We start from the raw sequence: 26,011 nt of genomic DNA, 5'->3' as shown, positions 1-26,011 counted from the left end.
TATTTAGGAGAGAAACATGATGACTAGAAAGGAAAAAGTTTTTATAGCTTTAAAGAATTTGTCATCTGACGTATCAGCAGCAAAAATTGCAGAAGACCTAAGTTTTGGATTTGATGCAGAAACTATTTCTAAAGTCACTGAAATCGATAGAAGCAATGTAAGTAGAGAATTAAACGAATTAGTAAGAGAAAACAAGGCTATCAAAATTATTGGAAGGCCTGTAAAGTTTTTTGCAAAATCTTGCCTAGAAGAAATTTTGCAAATAAAGTATGAAGGTGATGGGGTAATAGAAGACGTAAATAATTTTTTGCATAATACCAATTTTGCTAATGATGAATTGAATACAAAAGAAAACGATCCTTTTGCAAGAATAATTGGAGAAACAGGTAGTTTAGAACTGGCAATAAAACAAGCGAAAGCAGCTATATTATACCCTCCAAGAGGACTTCATACGTTAATAACAGGGCCAACGGGTGTAGGCAAGACTACATTCGCGGAAGTAATGTATCAATATGCAATATATAATGGAAATATTTCAAAAGATGCCGAACTTATAGTATTTAATTGCTCTGAATATGCCGATAATCCCCAATTAATTTTATCACAGTTATTCGGTTATGTTAAAGGAGCTTTTACAGGTGCAAATCAAGATAAAGCCGGCCTTATTGAAAGTGCTGATGGGGGTATATTATTGCTTGACGAAATTCACAGGCTGCCACCTGAAGCACAAGAAATGTTGTTTCTACTTATGGATAAGGGTATATACAGAAGACTAGGAGAAACAGATAAATACCATACTGCAAGCATATTAATAATTGGAGCTACCACAGAAAATTTAAATTCAGTACTTTTGCAAACTTTTTTGCGGAGAATTCCAATGACAATAAATCTTCCATCTTTGGAGGATAGACCTCTTAATGAAAGATTAGAATTCATAGAAACTTTTTTTATGAGCGAGGCAAGTAATGTTAAAGTGCCAATTAGAATACACAAGGATGTAATTAGAGCTTTTTTGCTTTATGACTGCTACGGAAATATCGGGCAACTTAAAGGTGATATACAGCTTCTATGTGCGAGAGGATTCTTAGATTATAAAACCTATAATAAAAAGGAGATTGAAATAAATATTCATCTTTTGCCGGAACATATATACAGTGGCTTACTAAGCAGACACAAAGATTACAGTGAAGTTTTTGAGCTATTAGAGTACGGCAAAGACTATTATATATACAAACCTGACGATAAAAAGTTAGCAGAAACTATTAACTTGAACAGCTTTGATGTATCTGATAATTTGTATAAAGAAATAACTAAAAAGTATAATCATTATCTAAATATAGGCTTTTCAAATGATAAAATCAGCGAAATCATAAATAATGATATAATAAAATATTTAAAAAAACTCTTAAAGAAATATGATCATAATACAGAAAAGGCCTTGTTGGATAAAAATGAATTATTTAAAATTATAAATCCGAAGGTATATAATGCTGCGGAGACAGCATTGATACTTGCGGAACAAAAATTAAATAAACATTTCAGCAATAGAGCTATAATAGGTCTTGCTATGCATATAAGTGCTTTGATGGAAAGGATAGCTGACAAAAGCCTAATTTATTATGAAGAAATAAATAAAATTGCTTTAAATAATCCGAGCGAGTTTAAGGTGGCCAAAATGATTAGAGAAGTTTTGCAGCAAGAGTTAGGAATCAGCATACCGACAGGCGAAATTGGTTTCCTAACTATGTTTTTAAGTGCTGTTGATACAGGTGATGATTACAGCAAAATTGGAGTTATAGTTTTAGCTCATGGAGAGGCAACAGCTACTAGTATTGCTGATGTTGCCAATACCTTGCTTGCTACGGAACATTGCAAAGCAATTGACATGCCACTTGATATGAAAGTAGACAATGCATTAGAAAAAACTATAGAAATGGTTAAAAAAGTAGATGAAGGAAAAGGAGTATTATTGCTGGTGGATATGGGATCCCTTACTGCTTTTGCAGAGATTATTACTCAGAAAGCAAATGTTTTAACTAAATCCATAGAGAATATTTCTACCCCAATAGTAATAGAAGCTGTAAGAAAAAGCCTATTGCCAGAAATGACCTTATCAGTTCTTGTTGAAGATCTAAATAGAGCAAACCCATATATCGGAAGAATAATTAGTGGAGATATTAAAAACAGAGTTAATATTTCATCTTCAAAAACAATACTTACTACATGTATTTCAGGCATGGGTGCTGCTGTAAAAATTGCACAACTTTTAAAAAACACTTTAAATTTTGTGGATGAATATAATGTCAAGATACAACCAGTAAATAAAGCTGAAAACTTGGATAATATCTTAGATAAAAATGGTTACGACGATGTAATAGCTGTAGTTGGAACAGTAGATTTGCATATACCACAAGTTCCTTTTATCCCAATAGATGAACTAATAATAGGAGATGGAGTTAGGAAACTGGAAAAAAGTATTACTGGTTCGAACAACTATATAAAAAGTAAAAAACAATCGGAAGAAAACGTATTCATTAATATGTTGGAAGAATTACTTACTTTTCTAAATCCTATAAAAGCATATAATGTGGTTAATGATTCATATACTGCAACAATAAAATTGTTAGGTATAAAGGATTCTGCCAGAATTAAATCTAGATACATTTTTCACAATTGCTGTATGATAGAAAGGCTTATTCAAAATGATATATTACCGTATAACAACATTGATGAATTAATACAAAAAAAGATGAGTATATATGAAAAAGTGAAATTATCTCTAGCAAACATTGAAGAAGCATTTGGCATTACCGTTCCTGACACAGAAATAGGGTATATAATAGACTTGCTTGACACACAATAGCACACTTGAGCTTTGCATTTTAATTAATCATATTAGAATAACATATTGTTATGCTTCAAACCCATGAAAGCAAAGAGAAGGTAGCGAGTAGCGCAAAATTCTCTTTGCTTTTATAATTTTGACACAATTATATTGGCATGAATATTGCTCTATAAATTACTTTATAATATGTTTAAGGTTGCATTTAATTTACTTAGGATTGGGAGGATAATTTATGCTAGGAATATTGATAGTAACTCACAGCAATTTTGGAAAGGAGCTTTTAAGAAGTGCTGAGCTTATTGTAGGAAGACAGGAAAATATTGAAACTTTAGGCCTTGAACATGGAGATAGTGTTGAAGAGTTATATAAGAAAGTTAAGGATTCACTTAAAAAGTTGGATAGGGGAGAAGGAGTTTTAATTTTAACAGATCTTTTTGGTGGCAGTCCATCCAATGTAACTGCTGCAGCCATGAAAGAAAATAATATTAAGGTCGAAAGTATTTCGGGAGTTAATTTACCAATGCTTATAGAGGCTTTGGACTTGAGAAATACTACAGATTTAGAGTGTATTATAGACAAAATTATCCAAACAGGAATTTTCGGAATTAAAAATATTAAGCTTGAGTTAAAAGAAAAAAGCAATAGTGCTTAGGAGGCATTGAGAATGGCAGATATTACCATGGTAAGAGTGGACGAGCGACTTGTGCATGGTCAAATAATAATTAAATGGCTCCAAGCTAAAAATGCTAACAAAATTATAATAGTCGATAATGAACTATGCAAAGATCCAATAATGGGAAATTTTTTAAGTATGACTGTTCCACAAAATGTTAACCTCGAAATCTATGACATATATGAAGCAGTAGAAACTCTAAATGCAAGTGAATCGAATGACAAAGCAATTATCTTACTTAAAAATTTATATCTAGTAAAATTTATGCATCAAAAGGGGGTGAAAATTAAAGAAATAAATATCGGTAGGATACCTTCAGGACCAGGAAAGAAAAAGATTCATCAAAATGTTTTTTTATCAGATGAAGATATAGATGCTATTGAATACTTTAGAGAGAAAGCTGTTCCGATTATTGTTCAAATGGTGCCTGATAGTTTACCGATTCTTATTTATGATGTGATTTGAAATCTTTTAAGAGAGGATGTGAGTTTATTTTAGAAAAAGAAAATTTGCCATATATTATTTTACTTACGCACGGTAATTGGGGTCAAGAATTAATTAAGAGTGCAGAAATGATATGTGGCACTTTAAAAAATGTTTATGCGTTTCCATTACAGCCAGCTCAATCGACTAATGACTATATGGTTAATATTGAATCAGTCGTGAAGACTGCACCAAAAGGCAGTATCATAATCGCTGATTTATTTCGAGGTACTACATCTAATATAGCAGCAGCAATTTCAGCCAAATATGATGTAATAGCTTTATCGGGTTTAAATATTGCGATGCTTATTGAGGCCAATGAGTATAGGACAAAATATAAAGGTGAAGAGTTATCAGAAAAGCTAATAGAAAAGGCAACTGAAAATTGTAAGAATATAGGTAAAATATTACGAGAATCTAAGTATCTCATGAAATAATTAAAGATTCTTAAGAAAAATACTGTTATCGCTGAAGTGCTTTTTAAAATTCACGCGGATAATCAATGTTTCAACTATGTATTAAGTAACTTACCATGTTATTTCTAACATTCTTTAAAAATGCAATGAATTTACGAGAAATACTAGAAAAATAAAAAATTATTTAACAAAATATAGAAAGTGAGAGGGAAAATAAATGATCGATAAGGAGTTTTTACTAATTCCAGGCCCTACACCGCTTCCACCACGCGTGATTTCAGCTATGACTCAGCCAATAATTAATCATAGGGGTCCACGCTTTAAAGAAATGTTTCAAAAAGCGATGATTGCACTCAAAGAATTAATTAATTGCAGCGGAGATGTTTATCTTATTCCATCTTCAGGAACTGGTGCGATGGAACTTTCTGTAGATAATTTTACCAGTAAAGGCGACAAAGTACTTGTTGTAGATACTGGAATTTTCGGAGAACGTTTTTATATGATGAATGTTGCTCGCGGAAGAAATGCATTAAGACTGAAAGTTGAATGGGGAAGAGCTGTGCAGCCTGAAGAAATAACAGAGGTATTAATATCGAATTCTGATGTAAAAGCTGTTTTTATAGCACATAATGAAACCTCTGCTACTACCATAAACGATATAAAACAAATTTCATCAAGAATAAAAAAAATGTCAGATTGTTTTATTATTGTTGATGCTGTAAGTTCAATTGGAGTTACTGAAATTGATATAGATAATTGGGGTATTGATGTTCTTATTGGTGCTTCACAGAAAGGGTTGATGAGCCCACCTGGAATCGGGATTGTAGCCGCCAGCAAAAGAGCAGTGGAATATGCTATGAAAAAAGAAAATGAAACTTACTATTTTGATGTAAAGAGCATAAAAAAGAACGCAGATATTAACCAATCATTTACAACATTTCCAGTTTCTACCTTTCTTGGTCTAAGCGAGGCTCTTAAGATGATACAAGAAGAAGGATATGAAAATATTTATAAACGACACTTAATCTATCGAAACTTAGTAAGAACTGCATTAAAGGAAATTGGATTAGAATTGGTGGCGAACGATGCGGATGCTTCACCAGGTCTTACTGGAATATATGCGCCTAAAGGAATAAACGCAAATGACATAATAAGCATGATGAGAGAGCGTTACGGAGTTGAAATTGCTTCTGCTCAAGGAAATCTCAAAGGAAAGGCTTTTAGGATTAGCCATATGGGATATATCAATTCAAATGACTTACTTGTAGCGATTTCAGCACTAGAATGTACCCTAAAAGACTTAGGCTATAATGATATCGAAATGGGCATAGGAACAAAGAAGTTTTTAGAATTACGAAGGAAGTTTGAAGTGTAAAATATACAAATAAATATTATCTGCTGCTCACATGTAAAATTATGTAATCCTAAAATCATAAACTAATCAAACTAGAAATTTTGTAATTTCCACTTTTTGAATATTTAGCGTATATATGTGTAAAGAAATAGTATGCTTATGTATGATTCTAGCTAAAATCAATGAATAAACATAGGGAGGGTATAATAATGCAAGCACAAGCAGTTACTTTGACTATTATGCAATCAGCTTTAATATCTTTATGGATTTCCATCGTCATGACGCGTAGTACAGGTTATTCTTCAACTGCCTTTAGATATAGCCCTTTGATGACGGGATTGATTGTAGGCATTGTTTTGGGCGATGTGCCTAATGCAATGATGGTTACTGCGGCAATTCAATTGATCTACATGGGAGTTATTTCTCCTGGCGGTTCTACACCAAGTGAGCCTGCGGTAGCTGCTGCAGTAGCAGTTCCTGTAGCAATTTTATCAGGTCTAAAGCCAACAGAAGCAGTTACAGTAGCAATACCTGTAGGACTTTTAGGTTCATATCTTTATCAGCTTAGATTCTTTTTAAACACGGTTGTTGTAACACCATTAGTTGATAAATATGTAAAGCAAGCAGATGAGAGGGGTATAACTTTTGCTTCTATTTTTCTACCTATAATCTTGGGATTTGCGATATTCTTTCCGGCAATGTTTATTACACTTTACAAAGGAGTTCCTTTAATAACTGAAGTTGTAAAACTTATGTCAGGACGTACTATACATGCATTAGAAGTTATTGGAGGAGCACTTCCTGCAGTAGGAATTGCTGTTACGCTTAAAATGATTGGAAAGAAGAGTTTAATGCCTTTCTTCTTGCTAGCGTATTTTCTAGTTATAATTTTACAGTCATTAGAAATTAATATTATAACTTTTGCAATTTTAGGGGCAATAATTTCTTACTTATATGTGCTAGTTATAATGGAAAAAGAAGGGGAAATTAGTGGAGAGCTAGAAGAAAATGATATAGCAAAGGATGCCAATAGTGCAGGTGAAGGTCAATTTACAGATAGAGATCTTCGCAAAATCTGGCTTAGATGGAGATATGCAAACGAAATTCCTCATACTTTCGATAGAATGATTGCATTTTCTTTTCTATGGTCGTTGATACCAGGCTTAAAAAAACTGTATAAGAGCAAAGAAGATTTAAGTGAGGCATATGAGCGACACTCGCAATTCTTCAATACTGAATGCATTGGCGGTGCGCCAATTGTTGGAATGACCCTTTCGCTGGAAGAACAAAGAGCAAGAGCATTGTCTGAAGGAAGAAAGGATGAAGCAGTAAGCGAAGAGGTAATAAACAGCACAAAAGTTAGTTTGATGGGACCATTTGCGGCTTTAGGAGACTCAATAGAAGAAGGCACAATTCAGTATATTTTAATTGCTTTATTTCTTCCTTTGGCAAGTGCGGGCAACTTTTTAGGTGGAATCCTTCCGTGGCTGATATGGATTATAGGAAATTACTTTTATGGTTTTTACTTCCTCAAGATGGGATACAAACTAGGAATTCATGCAGCTACCACAATTCTTGGTGGCAAGAGCATGAGGTATATACTTACCGGACTATCGATATTGGGACTCTTTATGATGGGTGTATTAACTGCCTCTTATGTTGATGTTACAACTCCTTTAAGCTGGACTATTTCAGGCAAGACTTTTGAACTTCAGGGTATATTGGATAGCATATTTCCAGGACTATTGCCGTTAGCGACAGTAATAATTATATATCTCTACTTTGATAGAAAAGAATTAAATGTGTTAAAAGTGCTTATTAGCTTAGTAATCATTTTAGCTATATTAGGGTTATTGAATATACTTTAATGCTATCTAAGGTGGAAAGCCTTATAAAGTTTTTTGCTTAGAAGCAACTTTGTTGTTAGTACTGATGACTAATTAATCATCAGTACTAACATGCTTTTCCGTTCATAACAATATATAGTTGGGAGCAGCAGCGACGAATTTATGTAAAGGATCATTAAAAAAGTTTAGCAAACAGTTAAAAACTAAAAGCACTGTGTTTATGAGGTACAATATTGTGGAAAGGTAAATTAACCGATGTCAAACGGATTATTTTTATAACTCTAGATAAGCTAGTGATAATAACAAAAATCTATTATATTGGAGGATTGATTTTAAATGGGAGAAATAGTTTTGGCACGAGTGGATGATAGATTAATTCATGGTCAAGTTATGACAAAATGGTCTAAGGGATTAAATTGCAATGCTATTTTTGTGATAGATAATTCAATTTCGAAGGACCCGCTTATGAAAAGTGTGTATGAAATGTCAGCAGGAGCTTACGGTTTAACAATTAAAGTAATGAGTGTTGATGAGGCAATAAAAAGTTGGGAAGAAAATAAATTCTGGCGATATAAGGTAATTTTGTTGTTTAAAAATATTTCAACGGTAAAAGAAACAGTAAATAAAGGCTTGCCAATACAAAAATTAAATATTGGAGGTATTGCAAAGAAAGCTGATTCTACGTTTATAATTCCTAGTGTTGCTTTGACGAAGCTTGATGCTGACATCCTAAGGGAATTAAATCAAAATTATGGCATAGAAGTGACATTCCAGACACTGCCTGATACCAAGAAGGTAAGTCTAAAAGATGCTCTAGATAATTCTGAGTTATAGAAAAATCAATGTGAAATTATAATTGATTCCACTGTAAAAAGTTAGTTTTTCCATAAAACATTTATGTATTGCTTGCTCTATAAAAAGGACATTATTAATTTTACGTTAAATAATAAAGGTTTTTGCGTCGTAAATTATAATTAACCTGGCTAAGATGTAACTTAAAAGACTATAACATTGTTAATGAAAGCAGAGGTTTTAAAATTATGTATGAATTTGACTACGTAGATAATGCAAAACAGTATAGTTCTGAAAAGTGGTATGGTCTTAAGGAGAAGTTCGGTAGCGAGGACTTAATTCCGCTATGGGTAGCCGATATGGATTTTAAAGCTCCGCAACCTGTGATAGATAGACTTATGGAAGTTGTCGAATTTGGAGTTTATGGAAATATTAGGAGACCTGAGACCTATTACAATGCAATAATAAATTGGATGAGAAAAAGATATAATTGGGAAATTAAAAGAGAATGGATAGGTATTGCTTCTCGCATTATTCCATCAATTGGGTTTGCTATTCGAGCACTTACTCAACCCGGAGATAATATTATTATACAGCCACCAGTTTATGATAATTTTTCCAATATAATCAAGAAAAGCGAAAGAAAAGTCGTAACTAATCCATTGATTTTTAAGGAACAAAAATACCATATGGATTTTTTAGACTTGGAAAAGAAAGCGCAAGATCCCAAAACAAAAATGTTAATTATCTCAAATCCGCATAATCCGGTCGGCCGTGTATGGACAAGGTCAGAACTGACGGAATTGGGTAGGATATGCTTGAAGCACAATGTAATTGTAATTTGCGATCAAGCTTATGCAGACCTAACATATCCCAACATTGAATATACCCCCTATGCATCAATTTGTGAAGATTTTGCCCAAAATTGTATTACCTGTACTTCGCTAAGTAAGCCGTTTAATTTAGCGGGTATACACACAGCATATATGATTATTCCGAATAAAAATTTGTTTGATGCATATGATAGTTTTATTGAATCGCTGCATTTGAAAAGAGGAACTATTTTTAGTGTAATTGCGACAGAAGCTGCTTATGAAGAAAGTGAAGAGTGGTTGAATAATGTTACGAAATATATTAACGAAAACTTGCAATATATGAAATGTTTTATCAAGGATAGAATTCCGAATATCAATGTGATAGAGCCTGAATTTGCTTATTTAGTCTGGTTGGATTTACGGAATATAAAAGTAGATAGTTCACAGTTAAATAATTTTTTAGTGCAAAAAGCTAAAATAGCTGTAAATGATGGACGAATGTATGGTGAGAACGGAGCTGGATTTGTAAGAATGAATATTGCATGTCCGAGGAATATCTTAAAATCTGCCTTGGAAAGGATTGAATTTGCTGTTAATATTTGTTGAAATTAGTAACACAGGAAATTAAATTTCTTAAATCTGCAATGGCATAAGGGAGAGAAATACAATTATGAATATTTACCAAAAATATGGTTTAAAACAGATAATAAATGCAAGCGGGAAAATGACAGCTTTAGGCGGCAGTGCTCTTAACTCGATGGTAGCACGTGCTATGTTTGAAGCTGCTCAAGATTATGTTGATATGCAAGAATTAACAATAAAAGCAGGTAAAATTATTGCAGAAATGACGACGGCTGAAGATGGATGTCCAACAGTAGGGGCGGCTGCTGGTATTGCGATTTCGACAGCGGCTTTAATAGCTGGAAAGAATTTAACTTTGATTGAACGATTACCATATAGTGAAGGACTGAGCAACGAGATAATTATTCAAAAGGGGCATTTAATTAATTTTGGAGCATCAATAGCTCAGATGATCAGATTGGGAGGTGGTAGAGTAGTTGAGGTAGGACAAGTAAACCATGTTAAAAAAGATCACATTTTAGAGTCAATTTCAGAAAAAACTGCCGCGATTTTTTACGTTAAGTCTCACCATGCTGCTAAAAAAGGGATGCTATCAACCTCTGAGATAATTGAAATTGGTAGAGAAAAAAATATACCAGTTATCATAGATGCAGCCGCAGAAGAGGATATAAAAAAATATATTCAAAATGGGGCGAATCTTGTAATATACAGCGGAGGAAAAGCCATAGGTGGGCCAACTTCAGGCTTTATTTGCGGTGAAAAAGAATTAGTTGAAGCTTGCCGACTACAATACTTGGGTGTTGGTCGAGCAATGAAAGTAGGTAAGGAACAGATTATGGGCTTAATTGCAGCATTGGAAATTTACTATGACAGAGTTGAAACCAAGCAAGAAGAATTGCAAAAAGCTAAATGGATAGTTGAACAGTTTAAAAATATTCAAGGAATAACTGCTTCTATTATACAGGATGAAGCAGGAAGAGAAATTTATCGTGCACAGTTAAAGTTTGATGAAAAGAAACTAAAAATTTCAACCGATGAAATTATTAATAAATTAGAAAGGGGCGAACCTTCAATCTTTATTAGAAATTATTACGCAAATTTAGGTATAATAAGCATTGATCCGCGCACTTTGCTTTCTGGTCAAGAAAAAATAATTGTTAACAGAATAAAAGAAATTTTAAACATACAATAATATTATATCTGCAAGTAGCTGCTGGATGTTTAAACGATTTTTATTAGCCTTTGTTTTTATGGATAAGATTTGCGTTATTAATAAGATAGGAAAGCTAATTTTCACTCAAAGTGCAAAAAAAATGTCATAATAGGTCTAAAATACTAGTAAAATAGGACAAGTGGGATATACCAAATTTTACTAGTTTGTCATATAATTAACTTTGTAAAAGCCCTATTTCTTCTTAAATGATTTACCCCTTAGTTCTTTTTTAAGCCCCCCTTTCTTTCGTGGTTAGACCCTGAAAGCAAGGGTCTTTTTTTATTTTTAGATATAAAAGGAAATACAGCTTTAATGTAGAATAATATACAGAATATATAAATATTATATAAAAGTTAATATTATATGGGGGCTTAACTGATGTTGCCACATAAAAAGTACGCATATCTCATAGGGGCTTTGGGCTTTGCGCTTTTAGGGGTGTTAGTTGCCGTATTTGGTTTTAAGGAAAATCTAAACATAAATTACATAATATTTTTACTATTTATGACTATGTCAGAGCTGCAAACTTTGAAAGTAAATAATAGTTATTTAAGCGTTGGATTTGGCTTTTTATATTCTGCGGCGTTTATTTTTGGTCCTGCATCAGCGGCTATAATGAAGATTTTAAGCACATTAATCTGTCAGATATATTATAAAGTGAAAAATGGCTTAGACGATAGCATTGAGAAAACCGTATTCAATGCGGGTCAGTATATGATAAGTTTTTTCTGTGCTACACAGTTATATTTGTTAAATAAAAAGAGTTTTATAAATAACAATCTTACATATGAGGTAGTTATGCAGAGCACGCCTATACTTATTTATTTTTTACTGAACAATCTATTGGTAGAATACTACATAGTTTTAAAGCACCAGAAACCAATGCCTAAGCTGATTCCAAAATCTTTGCTGATGGATTTGTCAACATATCTGATAGCAGTACCTGCAGGGATGGCAATAGTAAGTGTACATAATAAGCACGGCTTTTTCGAAACTGTGTTAGTCTTGGTTATTTATCTGGCTGTAGTTTATGTATATATTTTGTATCATAATCTAATCAAGACAAACAACGAATTGACAGCTCTTTATGATATGGTTACGAGTATTGCATCGACTCTTGATATTGAAACAGTAATGGATATAGTGCTGAGTTATGCACAGAGTATAGCACCTTGGGATACGGTATGCTTATATGTATATCAGAACGGATATTTAGTACCGGCAATTTATGAAGGCTTTGAAAATGAAGAATTTAAATATCACAAATTAAAACCCGATGAACAAATATTGGGGCGTAATATTTTTACGAGTAAAGGAGAAATAATTAATAATTGTCATAAGAAAAGCAAGGAGTTAAAAGACATATCGATCGGTCAAGATGGCACAAAATCCATATTAGCAGTACAGCTAACAACGAATAAAAAGCTTATAGGAGGTATTGTCCTTACCAGCAAAAAAAATAATATATACACAAAAAAACATTTAACACTGATGAATATCCTGGCAAGTCAAGCTGCTGTTGCATTGACAAATGCACAACTTTTCGATGAAACTTCCCAAATGGCAATTACTGACGGACTTACCGGTTTGTATAATCATACCTACATATACTCGGAGATGGAACGGCAAATGAGAGGTATAAACAATGCCGGCGGTATTTTTAGTCTTATTATCATCGATGTTGATCATTTTAAAGTATATAATGACATGTATGGTCATATTGTAGGAGATATCATATTAAAGAATTTAGCCGAGGTTTTAAAGAAAAATGTAAGGGATAAGGATATTATAGGCAGATATGGAGGCGAAGAATTTGCTATAATATTGCCTGGCATTCCATCGCTTGAAGCAATGATTATTGCAGAGCGCATACGGAAAATTGTTGAAAAAACTGCACTTGCTACAGTAGAAAATGAAAATATATATATTACTATAAGCGCCGGCATTGCGGCATATCCGACTAATGCAGCTTCGGTAGAAGACTTGGTTGACAAGGCCGACCAAGCCATGCTTTTTGGAGCTAAAAAAGAAGGCCGGAACAGGGTTGTAATATTTCGGCAGAATATAAGTATGGAAACTTAAATTTTTGATGGTAATTTTAAGCTGCTATAAAGCACATCCCAAATCTCTGGTTCTTCAAACCCCTTTCTCCACGCTGCGGCTCCTGCAAGGCCGTATTTTTCTATAAGAGCAGCTTTTAGCTTAATGGATTTTTCATCTTCCAGCCATATTTTAAAAACCGAATCTCCTTTTTTGTAGTAGGCAAAATTCTGTCCGGCTTTTTCATCCCAACTCATCTTAGCCTCATTTTTTTCTAGTATTTCTTTTGCTTGAGCCATGGAAAGAGCTGTAGATTTTACTGTTGTGTTGCCTCCGTCATCGGATGCTTCTTCCCACTGGCGCGTATAAAAAGGTAAACCAAGTATAACCTTTTCCGGAGATACATCTTCTAAAAGAGTTGTGATACCATTTTCAACCCAGCCTATGGAAGCGACGGAACCGCTGGTAGGGCTTGTTGCCCAATGCTCATCATACGCCATTAAAATTACATAATCCACGACTTTACCTAATTCCTTCCTGTCATAGCACATGGACCAATTGGGACTTGTAGATTTGGCAGTAACGTCCATAGATACGACAATGCCCGCTTCATGAAGGATAGGGACAAGTTCTCGAACAAATTGAACTAAAAGTCCTTTGTCTTCAAGATATACATTCTCAAAATCAAGGTTAATGCCATCTAGACGGAAAAGTTCTGCATACATCAGAATTTGCCGGATAACCTTATCACGAGTTTCGGAACTTGATAAAAACTCATGTGTGATATCCGGGTCGAAGTTATTATTTATTAGTGGCCAAACTGCCAGATTATTTTTATGTGCCCATTCTATATAAGAAATGTCAGCTTTGCTATCAGTGGTTCCTTGACCATCGATAATTGAAAACCAGGTGGGAGATATTATATCAAGGCCTAATGGAACAGATTCCATACTCTTATCAGGTGTAACTTTGTAAATATAGTCCCATACCATGTTGAGCCTACCTCTACCGGGACTATATCGCCGATAATCAGGTTTATGCTCGGTCATTTCCGGCATTTCAGATACCTCCAGATTATTTTTTAGGATGTAACCAATTAAGCCGTTTTCAGTTCTGACTTGAAACCACCCGCCTTCGAGAGAATATACAGTAAGATTATCGAATTTTTTAATTTTGGCTACACTTGCGGAAAGCCATGTAGGCGAAAGTTTCATAATAGTTTCATCAGATATTATTTTACCTGTCTTACGGGTATTAAGGTTTTTATCAATAATTACGCGGTTTTTATCTTGAATTACTTTAACTTTTATGCCATACAAATCCTCCAAAAGCCGAATGGGTATGTATGGCTGCTGTTGATCTGCTAGGATTTTTGCAGGGAAGGATATTTCTGTGGGCTTTGTATTTATCATTGCGGTTAGACTTTCTGTTGCAAGGCGAACGGTTTTATCAAATGTTGTAATAGTAATCTTATTTTCCGCTGAGTCCCAGAAAATATAAGGGTCTAGATATTCTTTTATAATATTATATGATAAAAGCACATGATTGTTCTCGATTATGAAGGGAGTTTCTTCTGACAATACCATGTTTTCAATAACCAATATCGGCTTATTATCAGGCAGTGGCGAAACTGTGTAAATATCTGTAAAACAGAAAATACTGAAAAACAGTAACATCATTAAAAAAAGAGCGGCAAAAGCAATTGAGTTTGATTGGGTAGCAGGTTTTACGCTCATTATTTCCTCCGTAATAAAAATAATTTATTTGACAATTAAAGAATAATTAATTGATATAATTCGACAAAAAACTTTTAGTTCCTCTATTTTTGACGGAATTAAAATATGCCAGTAACTTCATAGATACTAGAAAGTTAGGCAGTTGCACGTATATTCAAAAAATGTTAGAATAAACCGAACAGGTCTATTATTACAAGGCTAAAACTGTGTTTTAGCACATCTATGGAGTGCTTTATATGATTGAGCTGGAAGGTGTTGTAGAGAGAATTACATATTATAATGAGGAAAATGGTTTTACTGTTGCAAAAATTACAGTAAAAGATAACGATGATTTGATTACGGCTATAGGGTATTTTCACTGTCTTGAAGTCGGGGAAGTATTAAAACTCAGGGGAAATTGGACTATACATAAAGATTACGGGCATCAGTTCAAGGTCGAGTTTTATGAGACGATTATGCCGGCGACTGTCAGGGGCATAGAAAACTATTTGGCATCAGGGGTAATTCGCGGCATAGGTCCTACAATGGCAAAGAAAATCGTGAAAGAATTTGGAGAAAAAACTTTGGAGGTCTTAAGTAACTCACCTGAAAAGCTTTTAAGTGTTCCCGGTATTGGAGAGAAAAAACTTAAAATGATAACTGAATCCTATAGCCAGCAACAGGAAACTCGCGATATCATGTTGTTTCTTCAAGAATATGGAATTGGTCCTAATGTGGCGGTAAAAATATATAAAAACTATAAAGAAAAATCAATTCAAATACTGAAGCAAAACCCTTATCGCTTAGCAGACGAAGTGTATGGAATCGGATTTAAAACGGCCGACTACATTGCTCAAAAAATGGGTATGGAACGCGACTCTATGGAACGCCTATGTGCCGGCTTGAAATATGCTGTAGTAAAGGCTGCGGATGAAGGCCATGTTTTTATGCCGCTTGAGGAATTGCTGTATAAAGCTTCGGAACTTTTATCCGTAGAAAAAGAGCCTTTAAATCAAGCTTTTTTAGCGCTTGAGGAAAAGAAAGATATTGTTGTAGAGAGGGCATGGGGCAGGGAAGATGTGTATTTGGCCGCTTTTTACTATTCGGAAAAGGCCGTTGCTCGCAGGCTTTTTTTATTGGCTGCTATGATAGATGAGCCGTTGGAAATTACCGATGAAACTATAAATGAGATAGAAAAGTGCTGCAATATAAGGCTGGCTAAGCGTCAAAGGGAAGCTATTGAAAAAGCGGCACAGCATGGTGTGTTGGTAATTACGGGGGGTCCGGGCACCGGTAAAACCACAACAATTCAGAGCTTATTGGAATTTTTCAAAAAACAAGAATTAAAGGTGGCACTTGCAGCGCCAACGGGTCGAGCTGCAAAACGGATGGTAGAAACCACAGGAGTTGAAGCAAAAACAATACACAGATTGTTAGAATATAATGCATATGAGCAAGGAGGCATGGCTTTTGGCAAGAATCAGGACGATCCTTTAGATGAAGATGTTATTATTGTCGATGAAATGTCCATGGTTGATATAATTCTCATGCATCATCTGCTGTCTGCGGTAAGACCGGGTGCTCGACTTATTTTAGTAGGAGATAAAGACCAGCTTCCGTCGGTAGGACCGGGCAGTGTCTTGAGAGAAATCATTGAAAGCGATAAAATTCCAGTAGTGGTTCTTGATGAGATATTTCGGCAAGCACAGGAAAGCATGATTATTGTCAATGCACATAGGATAAATAAAGGTTATTTTCCATATATAAATGTGAAAGATAAGGACTTTTTTTTCGAGCAGGTTCTTCTGCCTGAGGATATATTGGAAACTATCTTGGAAATGACTAAAAACCGTTTGCCTAATTATGGAGATTTTGATCCGCTAGAGGATATCCAGGTAATTACACCGATGAAAAAAGGGTTAGTAGGTGTTGCTAATCTAAACGACAAATTGCAGTTTCTTTTAAATCCGCCAAGCAGGCGCAAGAAGGAATATCATTATCGTGCATGTGTGTTTCGTGAAGGTGACAAAGTCATGCAGATTAAAAACAATTACGATAAAGAAGTATTTAATGGCGACTTAGGCCGAATCGTTAGAATTGATGATGAAGATGTAGTCATCGTGAGTTTTGCAGATGCATGGCAAGAAAGGGAAGTGGCTTATCAAGGTCAAGAAATAGAAGAATTGAGTCTTGCTTATGCTCTCTCCGTTCATAAGAGCCAAGGCAGCGAATTTCCGGTAGTTATTATGCCTATCACAACCTCGCACTACGTGATGCTGCAGAGGAACCTTTTATATACTGCCGTTACGAGGGCTAAGAAACTAATAGTGCTTGTGGGTACAAAACAGGCACTAACAATAGCCATACAAAACAACAGGTCATTGAGACGCTATGGCCATCTAAGTGACAGGATAATCGACGAATTTTCCCAAGCAATTTTTAGGGACGGTTCCATTTAATTCACCTTTGATTCAGTGATTCAGTGTAGATATTTTACTTAGTTGAGAGGTGGAAATGATATGTTAGAACAGAAACTCTCCAATCTAAAGCAAAGAATTCAGGCACTCAAACAGGTGGTGGTAGCTTTTTCAGGGGGTGTTGACAGCACTTTCCTATTAAAGGTATGTATGGATGCTTTGGGTAGGGACCATGTCTTGGCAGTAACCGCCAGGTCTGGGGCCTTCTCTGAAAAAGAGTTTATAGAATCTCAAGGCTTGGCAAACCTCTTAAATGCCAGGCAAATAATAATAGAATTAGATGAGTTGAATATCCCTGGTATCCTAGACAACCCTCCCGAAAGGTGTTACTTTTGCAAGCGGTATTTATTTAATAAGTTTATCGACATTGCCAGAGAACAAGGCTATGATTTTGTAGTGGAGGGTTCGAACTTTAGCGATACTGAAGATTTCAGGCCAGGAATGGTTGCCATACAGGAACTGGGTATTATAAGCCCATTGAAAGAAGTAGGCTTGACCAAGGATGAAATACGAAAAGCCTCAAAAGAAATGGGACTTCCTACATGGAATAAACCTTCATATGCATGTTTTTTTTCTAGATTTCCATATGGAGAAAAAATTACTCGGGAAAAACTTAAAAGGGTGTCCGAGGCCGAGGATTTATTGAGAGGCCTCGGGTTTTATCAATTTCGCGTCCGCAGCCATGAGGACCTTGCACGAATTGAAGTTTTGCCGGAGGAAATAAACAGGTTTTTTGAGCAAAGCTTTCGTGATAAAATAACAAATGAGTTTAAAAAACTAGGTTTCACATATATTACCTTGGATTTGACAGGATATAGGACAGGCAGCATGAATGAGGAGCTAAAAGAGGGGGACAGAGCAGCTTGGAAAAATTAAGAGGATTACTTGAAAAATTGCAGGCAGGAGATGTAACAGTTGATGATGTTTTAAAAGAACTAAAAAATTTGCCTTATGAAAATCTTGAATTTGCTCGGATTGACAATCATCGAAGCCTTAGGCGAGGAGTGCCGGAAGTAATCTACTGCCAAGGCAAGACAACGACTCAGGTGGTGGAAATAACCCGGCACATGCTGAAAAGCGGCAACAATGTTATGGGAACTCGAGCGGATTTAAAGACATTTCACGAAGTGCAGCTTATTGCCCCGGATGCAAAATACTATGAACCTGCAAGGATTTTTGCAGTTCAGCAAGAAGAAGTCTTGAAAAACGAGGGTATTATTGCGGTTGTAACTGCTGGGACATCAGATATACCTGTGGCCGAGGAAGCTGCTGTAACTGCAGAGCTGTTCGGCAATCCGGTAGAGAGGCTGTATGATGTGGGAGTGGCAGGTATCCATCGGCTGTTGATGAATATGAAAGTAATTCAATCAGCCAGAGTAATAATAGTTGTGGCCGGTATGGAAGGAGCGTTGGCCAGTGTAGTCGGGGGATTAGTGGACAAACCCGTGGTGGCGGTTCCCACAAGCATAGGATACGGAGCCAACTTTCACGGCCTTTCTGCCTTGCTTGCAATGCTAAACAGCTGTGCCGGCGGTGTATCGGTAGTCAACATCGATAACGGCTTTGGTGCGGCATATGTTGCCCATCAAATTAATCGGCTGGGAGAGAAAGGTGAATAGGATAAATAAATTATGTAAATCAACTACGAATTAAGATATGAGGGAGTGAGCGCTGTGAAAAACGGTAACAGCAAAACCATCTTATACCTGGATTGCTTTTCCGGCATAAGTGGAGATATGTTCCTTGGTGCCATGCTGGATTTGGGGTTAGACAAGGAAGAATTTTTAAGTGAACTTACAAAACTTCCTTTACATGATTATGAAGTGGAAATAAAAAAGGCGTTGAAGGGCGGCATTACAGGCACAGATGTTATGGTGAAAACTCATGAACATCATCCGCATCGGGGTTTAAAGCAAATATATGAGATAATTGACAACAGCAAACTAAAATCAGATGTAAAACAAAAAAGCAAAGAAGCTTTCTATAAGTTAGCTGAAGCGGAAGGTAAGGTTCACGGCAAGCCTCCGGAAGAAATCCATTTTCATGAGGTTGGGGCGGTGGATTCCATTGTGGATATCGTAGGTTCATGTATTCTTATGGACATGCTAAATCCTGCTGCTGTTTATGCCTCGCCGGTCAACGTCGGCTCCGGAACGGTAAACTGCGCCCACGGAATCCTGCCGGTACCGGCTCCTGCTACCATAGAACTTCTAAAAGGAGTTCCCGTATATGCGGCAGAGGAATCAGGAGAGTTTACAACGCCAACGGGAGCACTTCTTTTAACCATATTTGTTGACGAATTCGGGTCTATGCCCTTGGGAATTCCTGAAAAATCCGGTTATGGATTGGGTAAGGCCGAGAGAAAGTCTCCAAATGTTTTAAGGGCGGTCCTGCTTAAAGAATACTGCAATACCGGCGACATACATACAAACGATTTGGAAAAGGATAAAATAGCAATCCTTGAAGCAAATATAGATGATATGAATCCCGAGCTATATGAGGAAGCCATTGAAAGCCTTTTTCAAAAAGGAGCATTAGATGTGTTTCTTACACCAATAATCATGAAAAAGACCCGACCCGGGATAAAGATTACCTGTCTTTGTCCGCCGGATAAAAAGCAGCATTTGGCGGAAGCTATGCTTAGGGAAACCGCTACTTTGGGTGTAAGGGAATTGGTGTCGGATCGTATAAAGCTTTTTAGAGAGATAGAAGAAATAAATACACCTTTAGGGAATCTAAGGGTCAAGATAGCTAAAATAGGCGACGAAATCATCAGAACAACCCCTGAATATGAAGATATGAAATGCTTGGCTAAAAACAACAAGATGCCTTTACTAAAGGCTTATGAAATTGTAAATCAGTTTTTAGCAAGATGATCGGTTGATTCTTGTAAAGCAAAGTTCATAGTGCTATACTAAATTTATGTAAGCAAGCATTATCTTGCAATAATACTGTAATACTGTTTTTTAAGAATAATATTTGAATAGCTTTGATAGGAGTGTTTTTTTATGTCAGAAAATGTAAGAGTCAGATTTGCACCCAGCCCTACCGGCAGTCTGCATATAGGTGGAGCGAGGACGGCACTTTTTAACCTGCTTTTTGCAAGACACAATAACGGAACATTTGTGTTAAGGATAGAAGATACTGATACCGAAAGGTCCACCGAAGAATCTACGCAGCAGATTCTTCGATCCCTAAAATGGCTTGGCCTTGACTGGGATGAAGGGCCGGAAAAGGGCGGAAATTTTGGCCCGTATTTTCAATCACAACGATTGGAACTTTATAAAAAAGAAGTAGACAGGCTTTTAGCCGAAGGGAAAGCCTATTATTGTTACTGCAGTCCTGAAGAGCTTTCTGAGCGGCGTGAAGCAGCTCTTAAAGCCGGTAAACCGCCTAAATATGATGGCCGCTGCCGCAACCTTACGCCAGAACAAAGAAAAAAGTTTGAAGATGAGGGAAGACCATATACCATAAGGTTAAAAATGCCTGAAGAGGGTCAAACTGTAGTAGAAGACCTTATTCGTGGGACGGTAGTATTTGATAACTCTGTCTTAGATGATTTAATTATAGTAAAATCTAACGGTATTCCCACCTATAATTTTGCGTGTGTTGTTGATGACAATGCTATGAAAATGACTCATATTATAAGAGCTGAAGAACATCTTTCCAATACTCCTAAACAGATTCAGACATACTTGGCTTTAGGCTATGAAATACCGAAGTTTGCTCATGTGCCGATGATATTAGCACCGGATCGCAGTAAACTTAGTAAACGGCATGGAGCAACCTCTGTGGAAGAATTTAGAGATCAAGGTTATCTTGCGGAATCTATAATAAACTATCTAACACTACTTGGGTGGTCGCCTGAGGGAACTGAAGAAATCTTTGACATGGATAAGGCTATAAGAGAATTCACTTTGGAAAGAGTTAACAAAACAGCAGCCATCTATGACGTAAAGAAACTAACATGGATAAATGGTCACTATATGCGTGAGTTAGATTTGGAGTATATAACAGAGCAGACTATACCATTTATGATTAAGAAGGGTATTGTTACTGAAGAAGAGGCCCGGGATAATTTTGATTATATCAAAAAGGTAGTTGAAATTTCCAGAGACAGAGCAAAAACCCTGGATGAGCTGGCGGATACCATAGCCTTTTTCTTTAAAGATGTGACGGAATATGAAGAAAAAGGTGTTAAAAAACATTTTTCCAAGGAAAATGCCGCAAAGCTTTTGACACTGGGTGCCGAAGCCTTAGAAAAATTGGAAGATTTTACCCATGACAAAACCGAAGAAACATTTAGAAATATTACGGCCGATATGGGGCTAAAAGCGGCTGAAATTATTCATCCCACCCGGCTTGCTATCACCGGCAGGACTGTTGGCCCCGGCCTTTTTGACATTATCGTGCTTTTAGGCAGGGAAAAGACCGTGGAACGCATGAGAAAAGCTGCACAATGGATTAGTAATAAGAGCAATTAGCTTAGTTTTTCATTTGAATTAAATGATTAAAAAGAGGCTCTTGCATAATGCATAAAAGCCCCGAATAAAATCCAAAGCCATGCATTAATGTAGCGACAAAACTATCTTATATGCATGGCCTTTTTTATTTATGAGAAGCCATAACCGCAAGTTTTGCAAGCAGCCGCTTTTAAATACTAAGTTGTGCTGCTTTTTGTCTGCAGCGGCATCATAAATAGATTAAAATATGATGATATTTGTGGACAAGTGTGATATTATGTAATGTAGTGTAATAATAGAAATTTATTAAGGCTTGGGAACAAGGAGGATATAGACTTGAAACCTATCAAAGTAATTACTTTTTTGATTGTGCTGACCTCAGCTGTAATGATACCATGGGTAACCGGAGAAAAAACTGAGTTTGCTCCACTTTCGACAGAAGGTGCAGAATCAGAGAGTATCATATTGGAAAAACCGGAGATTGATGTCTTGCAAGAGATTAAACCAAAACCATTAAGCAAGTTTCCAAGCAAGATAACCGTCTTAAAAGCCAATGAAATAACAGCCGTGAATATCAGGGAGCTGCCGTCTTCAGATTCCAAAAGCTTAGGTGTGGTTTATGGAGATTTGGTAAATGTAGAAGTTATAAAGAATTTAGATAATGGCTATACAGAAGTGAGCTGCAAGGACTATAGAACGATGAAACCAATTTGCGGTTTTGTTCCCACAGAATACATACAAGAAGTTGATTTGAATGAAAAATTTGGGGTAATAGTTGACTTAAGTGAACAGAAGGTAGATATTTACGAAAATGGTAACATTATTAAAACTTTTTTATGTTCCACAGGCCTAGATGAAAATGGCTGTGGTACCCCCGACGGTCTGTACCGCATAGGTGAAAGAGGGGACTCTTTTTACAGTCCTAAGTATAAACAAGGTGGCTACTATTGGGTAAGATTTAATAACAACTATCTTTTCCATAGCGTGCCCTTTGACGAAAATAAAAAGATTATTGAAGAAGAAGCGGAAAAACTGGGTCAAAAGTCATCTCACGGGTGCATACGTCTTTCCTTAGATGATGCCCTATGGTTTTATAAAAACATACCACAGGGCACTCCGGTCGTAATCAAGGATTAAGCCATTTGTCGTAGAAGCTCTCATCAAGAGCTTCATATTTTTTGCCTCTCAAGAATTCTTCAAACTCTTTTAGGCTGACATTTTTATACTTGAACGTTTCCAGATATGACCGCAAAAAGTCTAATAAGTTTTCTTCACCGATTTGATTTCGCAGGTCTTCATAAAATAATACACCGGATGTATAAACAGTTGGAAAATATTCTTGTTGATTTTTAAAAAGCGGAAGAGGGTCCAGCATATGTATATGATTTTTCATGACAAAATCTACACAGGTATTCACATATCTTTCGAAATATGAATCTCTGCCGGGCTGCCCATAGCGCTTTTCAAAGTAATAGGCAGTGGAAAACTCAGTTATTCCTTCATCCAGCCATGGCTCGTTTATTTGGTCGCTTCCAACTAAACCATACCACCATTGATGTGCGACTTCATGGGCGGTAGACCTTTCCAGAGAAGTGCTTGATATATGTGGTTCTGTATATTTGGTGGTATCCATCATTATAAAAGTAGGAAATTCCATGCCTCCCGGATAATAATTAGCCTCGGCAATCCTGAGCTCCGGGTATGGGTATTTTCCAAACGCATCATTAAAAATACCAAGGGCATATTTTGCAATATTTAGTGCCATAAAACCACCCCTCTTATCCTCCGGGTGAAAATAAGACACTATTTTTATACCATCAACTATGTCTGTTGAAGTTTGATAATTATTGCTTATAGCTGCGGCGAATTCTCGTATACTGTCAATGGAATAAATAAAAATCGCCTTATTATCTTTTGTGTAGCCTTCCTCTAAAATCCCTGATGCAGCAACTGTAAAGTCTTCCGGCACTGTAAAACTTACAGTGTAATCTGATATATCGCTGTAAGTGCAGTCGCCTATAGCATAATGCTTATCAATACTCCACTTATCATCCTTGCATACTGCTAGGATAGGATACCAATTACCCAGCGACAAGGTTATTTTACCATCTCCAAATGTCTGGTATCCCAGACGAAATTTGGCCTGTGGAATGGTGAGCTCAAATTGTATATTTAGAATTGATACATTACCGGGTTCTACCGGATGGTTTAATATTAATTTAAGTATCTCGCCGTCTTCGATTAAAGACCAGGCAACATCTTTACCATCTTGCTCAACTTGCTGTATGTTTATTCCCCCGGGGCTAAAGCCTTTAGGAAATGCACGATAAAAGTCTTCCTTAAAAAAAGGCACACTGGCAGAGCTTGAAAACATATTGGGATAAAGATGAAAATAGAGTTCTTTAAAAATGTCCTCAGTATTATTTACATATGTTAAATTCATTACGGCTTTTATCTTATTTATTCCGTCATATTCGACCTTAATGTCGTAAACATTCCTCTCAGGTGGCAGATAAACAATATGATTTTCTTCGGGCTGTTGTGCCTCAGTCTTTACTATAGGATGTAAAAATACGGTTTTTAAAATAAAAAACATCAAAAATATAAGTAATACAGCAGCAACAAGTGTAACAACTTTTTTCAAAACAAATCCTCCTAAATAAATGAAAAACAAGCTAATATTTTCCCATATATTGTATATTATATTTATTTCTATGTAAAAGCATTAAATCCTTCTAAACTCTAAAAAAGAAAAATAAAGTTTAATTTTGCAGTAAAAAGTCGATTTTAAGCTAAAAATGTCAATATATTCTTGCCGATTTAAAATGAACAGACAATGAATAAAAAATGTTTTTACAGTACAAGCAAATTTAGATTAACAGTCTTGCTATTTTTTGATTTCAAATTTATCTTTAAACAGGCCTTTTCAAACCATCTGGCGTTAGGATTATATCAATTATATTTAAAAGATATGTTTACCGGAGAAAATTTATATAAAAAAGCTCTGCTAGTTAGATTTAGCAGAGCTTTTTTATATTCGTAAACGCTATTAAATTGTTTAATCGTTTTTAAGCTTTTCCGCTGCATCCCAAAACATTTCTCATTTTATGTATGACCATTTGCTTGATGGCATCCCGGCCTGGTCCAAGATACTGACGCGGGTCAAAATGCGACGGGTTTTCTGCAAGATATTTTCTAACAGATGCGGTCATTGCAAGGCGTAAGTCGGTATCTATATTAATTTTGCAAACACCCATTTCTGCAGCTTTTCTAAGCATACTCTCTGGAACACCTTGCGCCCCTGGAATCTGGCCACCATACTTATTACAAAGTTCTACGAATTCGCTAGGTACAGAAGATGCACCGTGCAGCACTATAGGAAAGCCCGGCAGCATATTTGAAATCTTTTCCAGACGTTCAAAATCAAGCTTAGGTTCGCCTTTGAATTTGTAGGCACCATGACTAGTTCCAATTGCGATAGCAAGTGAGTCCACTCCTGTTCGCTCTACAAACTCAACTGCTTCATCCGGGTCAGTGAAAAGGGCATCCTGCTCAGATACTTTTACCGCATCCTCAATTCCTGCAAGCCGGCCAAGTTCTGCTTCCACTACAACGCCTCTCTCGTGTGCATAATCCACTACCCTTTTTGTTAATTCTATATTTTCTTCAAAAGGATATTTTGAACCATCAATCATAACCGATGTAAAGCCGTCATCAATACATGATTTACATATTTCAAAGCTTTCGCCGTGGTCTAAGTGAAGAACTATTGGAAGACCGCTATCGTGAACTGCTGCTTCAACTAATTTTTTCAAATATAACGGTTTTGCATATTTTCTAGCGCCGGCAGATACCTGCAGTATGAGAGGAGCCTTTTCCTCCTGAGCTGCTTCTACAATGCCCTGAATTATTTCCATATTATTAACATTAAAAGCACCTATGGCATACTTACCCTCATACGCCTTCTTAAACATTTCCTTTGAAGTTACTAACGGCATAAGTAAACCTCCCATATTATTTATTAACATAAGTATATTACAAAAATTGATAAATTGGAAGGTTTAAGTAAAGGCAGTAATTTTATATATCTTTCTAGACAGCAAGATGTTTATGCAATTGTTAGAAAAAGATATAAATATTGTTGCGTTTGACCTCGAAAATTAAACTAACTTACTTTATATTTTTTATTAATCGATTGCTATAGAAAGTACATAGAAAAATACTATAAAAACTGCTATATTAATAATAAGAGTTATTAACTTAAATAGTTTCTGGAATGAAAGAGTCGTTTGTCAA

Annotated in this window: 19 protein-coding genes; 16 read left to right on the top strand and 3 right to left on the bottom strand. The window is 35.8% G+C overall.

Translation table 11 applies throughout. The features are described from left to right. The first annotated feature begins 16 nt into the window (after positions 1-16). The 10 genes from TEPIRE1_RS08495 to TEPIRE1_RS08450 all read left to right on the top strand — a co-directional run bounded on the left by TEPIRE1_RS08495 (position 17) and on the right by TEPIRE1_RS08450 (position 13,102). The gene (locus TEPIRE1_RS08495; RefSeq protein ID WP_013778758.1) at positions 17-2,863 is read left to right on the top strand and encodes a sigma 54-interacting transcriptional regulator; all 2,847 of its coding nucleotides are present in this window, start codon (positions 17-19) and stop codon (positions 2,861-2,863) included. A gap of 214 nt (positions 2,864-3,077) precedes the next feature. Next, positions 3,078-3,497, top strand: coding sequence for a PTS sugar transporter subunit IIA (locus tag TEPIRE1_RS08490; RefSeq protein WP_013778757.1), 420 nt, complete (start codon positions 3,078-3,080; stop codon positions 3,495-3,497). A gap of 12 nt (positions 3,498-3,509) precedes the next feature. After that, complete coding sequence (locus TEPIRE1_RS08485; protein WP_013778756.1) at positions 3,510-3,983, top strand: PTS sugar transporter subunit IIB; 474 nt, start codon at positions 3,510-3,512, stop codon at positions 3,981-3,983. Continuing rightward, the gene (locus TEPIRE1_RS08480) at positions 3,980-4,438 is read left to right on the top strand and encodes a PTS sugar transporter subunit IIA (protein WP_013778755.1); all 459 of its coding nucleotides are present in this window, start codon (positions 3,980-3,982) and stop codon (positions 4,436-4,438) included. The genes TEPIRE1_RS08485 and TEPIRE1_RS08480 overlap by 4 nt, the downstream gene beginning before the upstream one ends. 196 nt (positions 4,439-4,634) lie before the next feature. Further along, positions 4,635-5,792 (top strand): pyridoxal-phosphate-dependent aminotransferase family protein, encoded by a 1,158-nt coding sequence (locus tag TEPIRE1_RS08475; protein WP_013778754.1) that lies wholly within the window; start codon positions 4,635-4,637, stop codon positions 5,790-5,792. 188 nt (positions 5,793-5,980) lie between these two features. Beyond that, positions 5,981-7,639 carry a PTS system mannose/fructose/sorbose family transporter subunit IID gene (locus TEPIRE1_RS08470; RefSeq protein ID WP_013778753.1) on the top strand — a complete coding sequence of 553 codons (1,659 nt, stop codon included), beginning with the start codon at positions 5,981-5,983 and terminating at the stop codon, positions 7,637-7,639. Positions 7,640-7,954: 315 nt separating this feature from the next. Beyond that, a complete protein-coding gene (locus tag TEPIRE1_RS08465; RefSeq protein ID WP_013778752.1) occupies positions 7,955-8,452 on the top strand; it encodes a PTS system mannose/fructose/N-acetylgalactosamine-transporter subunit IIB in 498 nt (165 codons plus the stop codon). A gap of 206 nt (positions 8,453-8,658) precedes the next feature. Then, complete coding sequence (locus tag TEPIRE1_RS08460; protein WP_013778751.1) at positions 8,659-9,831, top strand: MalY/PatB family protein; 1,173 nt, start codon at positions 8,659-8,661, stop codon at positions 9,829-9,831. 64 nt (positions 9,832-9,895) lie between these two features. Then, a complete protein-coding gene (locus tag TEPIRE1_RS08455; RefSeq protein ID WP_013778750.1) occupies positions 9,896-10,999 on the top strand; it encodes a DgaE family pyridoxal phosphate-dependent ammonia lyase in 1,104 nt (367 codons plus the stop codon). 399 nt (positions 11,000-11,398) lie between these two features. Continuing rightward, a complete protein-coding gene (locus tag TEPIRE1_RS08450; protein ID WP_013778749.1) occupies positions 11,399-13,102 on the top strand; it encodes a sensor domain-containing diguanylate cyclase in 1,704 nt (567 codons plus the stop codon). Here TEPIRE1_RS08450 and TEPIRE1_RS08445 read toward each other — a convergent pair. Then, complete coding sequence (locus TEPIRE1_RS08445) at positions 13,099-14,796, bottom strand: glycosyl hydrolase family 18 protein (protein WP_013778748.1); 1,698 nt, start codon at positions 14,794-14,796, stop codon at positions 13,099-13,101. The genes TEPIRE1_RS08450 and TEPIRE1_RS08445 overlap by 4 nt on opposite strands. Positions 14,797-15,032: 236 nt before the next feature. Here TEPIRE1_RS08445 and recD2 point away from each other — a divergent pair, with 236 nt between their 5' ends. The 6 genes from recD2 to TEPIRE1_RS08415 all read left to right on the top strand — a co-directional run bounded on the left by recD2 (position 15,033) and on the right by TEPIRE1_RS08415 (position 22,852). Beyond that, positions 15,033-17,234, top strand: a complete 2,202-nt coding sequence (gene recD2, locus TEPIRE1_RS08440; protein ID WP_013778747.1) for an SF1B family DNA helicase RecD2 — start codon at positions 15,033-15,035, stop codon at positions 17,232-17,234. A gap of 60 nt (positions 17,235-17,294) precedes the next feature. Continuing rightward, positions 17,295-18,128 carry an ATP-dependent sacrificial sulfur transferase LarE gene (gene larE, locus TEPIRE1_RS08435; RefSeq protein WP_013778746.1) on the top strand — a complete coding sequence of 278 codons (834 nt, stop codon included), beginning with the start codon at positions 17,295-17,297 and terminating at the stop codon, positions 18,126-18,128. Further along, a complete protein-coding gene (gene larB / locus TEPIRE1_RS08430; RefSeq protein ID WP_013778745.1) occupies positions 18,116-18,871 on the top strand; it encodes a nickel pincer cofactor biosynthesis protein LarB in 756 nt (251 codons plus the stop codon). The genes larE and larB overlap by 13 nt, the downstream gene beginning before the upstream one ends. Positions 18,872-18,925: 54 nt before the next feature. Next, positions 18,926-20,128 (top strand): nickel pincer cofactor biosynthesis protein LarC, encoded by a 1,203-nt coding sequence (larC, locus tag TEPIRE1_RS08425; RefSeq protein WP_013778744.1) that lies wholly within the window; start codon positions 18,926-18,928, stop codon positions 20,126-20,128. Between the two features lie 132 nt (positions 20,129-20,260). Beyond that, positions 20,261-21,736: a glutamate--tRNA ligase gene (gene gltX / locus TEPIRE1_RS08420; protein ID WP_013778743.1), complete on the top strand. Its 1,476-nt coding sequence runs from the start codon at positions 20,261-20,263 to the stop codon at positions 21,734-21,736. 315 nt (positions 21,737-22,051) lie between these two features. Then, positions 22,052-22,852 carry a L,D-transpeptidase gene (locus TEPIRE1_RS08415; RefSeq protein WP_013778742.1) on the top strand — a complete coding sequence of 267 codons (801 nt, stop codon included), beginning with the start codon at positions 22,052-22,054 and terminating at the stop codon, positions 22,850-22,852. Here TEPIRE1_RS08415 and TEPIRE1_RS08410 read toward each other — a convergent pair. Both TEPIRE1_RS08410 and fba read right to left on the bottom strand, forming a co-directional pair. Continuing rightward, positions 22,842-24,359, bottom strand: a complete 1,518-nt coding sequence (locus TEPIRE1_RS08410) for a M1 family metallopeptidase (RefSeq protein ID WP_013778741.1) — start codon at positions 24,357-24,359, stop codon at positions 22,842-22,844. The genes TEPIRE1_RS08415 and TEPIRE1_RS08410 overlap by 11 nt on opposite strands. 424 nt (positions 24,360-24,783) lie before the next feature. Then, a complete protein-coding gene (gene fba / locus TEPIRE1_RS08405) occupies positions 24,784-25,713 on the bottom strand; it encodes a class II fructose-1,6-bisphosphate aldolase (RefSeq protein ID WP_013778740.1) in 930 nt (309 codons plus the stop codon). Positions 25,714-26,011: the final 298 nt, after the last annotated feature.

Source organism: Tepidanaerobacter acetatoxydans Re1, from assembly GCF_000328765.2.
Lineage (GTDB): Bacteria > Bacillota > Thermosediminibacteria > Thermosediminibacterales > Tepidanaerobacteraceae > Tepidanaerobacter > Tepidanaerobacter acetatoxydans.
Note: the sequence above shows the minus strand (reverse complement) of the source record. Positions and strands in the feature narration are given on the sequence as shown.